The organism is Helicobacter didelphidarum (genome assembly GCF_003364195.1).
Taxonomy (GTDB): Bacteria; Campylobacterota; Campylobacteria; order Campylobacterales; family Helicobacteraceae; genus Helicobacter_A; species Helicobacter_A didelphidarum.
Genome location: NZ_NXLQ01000136.1, coordinates 1 through 1,325 on the forward strand (window position 1 = coordinate 1; position 1,325 = coordinate 1,325).

The 1,325-nt window shown below is 34.2% G+C and carries 1 protein-coding gene and 1 pseudogene; both read right to left on the reverse strand.

The window, feature by feature from the left end; all coding sequences use genetic code 11:
• Positions 1 to 280: pseudogene (locus CQA53_RS11505) on the reverse strand (methyl-accepting chemotaxis protein); the annotation flags it as partial.
• A gap of 158 nt (positions 281 to 438) precedes the next feature.
• A complete protein-coding gene (locus CQA53_RS11510) occupies positions 439 to 1,146 on the reverse strand; it encodes a cache domain-containing protein (RefSeq protein WP_115544026.1) in 708 nt (235 codons plus the stop codon).
• Between the last annotated feature and the right edge of the window lie 179 nt (positions 1,147 to 1,325).

A 1,325-nucleotide genomic window follows, 5' to 3' on the forward strand; every position in this document is an offset into this window, starting at 1 on the left:
CAACAATATAGACAACTTCTTTTACAACATGAGAATCTTGTTCTAAGCCTTTTCGAGTTTTTTCAATATTTTCATTAATTGCCATAGCCATAGCACCAAATTCGTCTTTGGATTTGAGCGAGATGAGTTCAATACTCTTTTCTTCATGGTTAAGGAAGCGGAAGAATGAATTTAGCCCATTGCCAATTAATGTTAAAGGTTTTAACATTTTCTTAAGAATAAAGAATAAAACAACAGTGCTAAGTGCCATTAAAATTAAGGCAAGGAACAAAGCAAACATTAACGCTTCATTTATAGCATTAGTATAATCATCTACACTTGCGGAAGAAACAATCGTCCAACCAAATGGAAATTGTTTGTAGAATGCTATAGAAGACTTATTTGTTGCAGTAGCTGTATAAGTTATTTTTCCTTCTTTGGCAGTTTTTAAGGCTTCGGCTAAGGCAATCTCTCCAGAGGTCGGAGTCTTACTTGCAACAATAGCAGGATCTTTGTGATAAATATCCTCATGCTTGGAATCTCTGGACGTTTAAGATTTTGAAATCTTTGCTGAAACTCATGCACAAAAATATCAAGACCCACGACCCCTATGAATTGTCCATTCTTTATTATTGGAATTGCCGCAGTAGAGAGGAGTTTGCCTTTATTGGCACCCGCACTAGACTCATATGTTGGTGTTATAATTAATTGATTAGCATTTTTTGCAGCTTGATACCAAACCTTGTTTCTCAAGTCCTCAAGATAATCCCAATCATTTATTATGGGCGAATAATTATCGTGTTTAAAATCTTCCACAAGAGTTCTCCCATCGTTATCATAAACAACATAAATAGATGGATACTCAAGAAGTTTTGAAGCTTCACGCAAAATATTCCTTTGTGCAAACACATCATGTTGGTCAACCTGTGTTAAAGAATCTGCAATCGTTTTTAAATATCGCTGTGCTTCAATATTCATTGTAATATCAGTTGTATTATAAGCAGCATTCAGTGCAAGCTGTTGAATACCTTCATAAACTTCCATCGTTTCTTTTGATGTCTTTTGATAATTAAGTGTGCTAACAGCTACAAGCAGTGTAACAACAATAAGTAATACGACAAAAATCAACTTTGTACTCATTTTGAGATTATTGCAACAATTAACCATTTCACGCTCCTTAATAAATGTTGTTTGCCTTCTCCCCTTCTAAAACTTCTTCTTATTCACATCTGCTAGTATTTGTGCTGCTACATTATCTACTGCTGTGCTTATATCTTTAGAATGATTAGCTATTTCTACATTCTGTTGTGTAATAGTCTCTAATTGAGAGATAGCTTCATTGATTT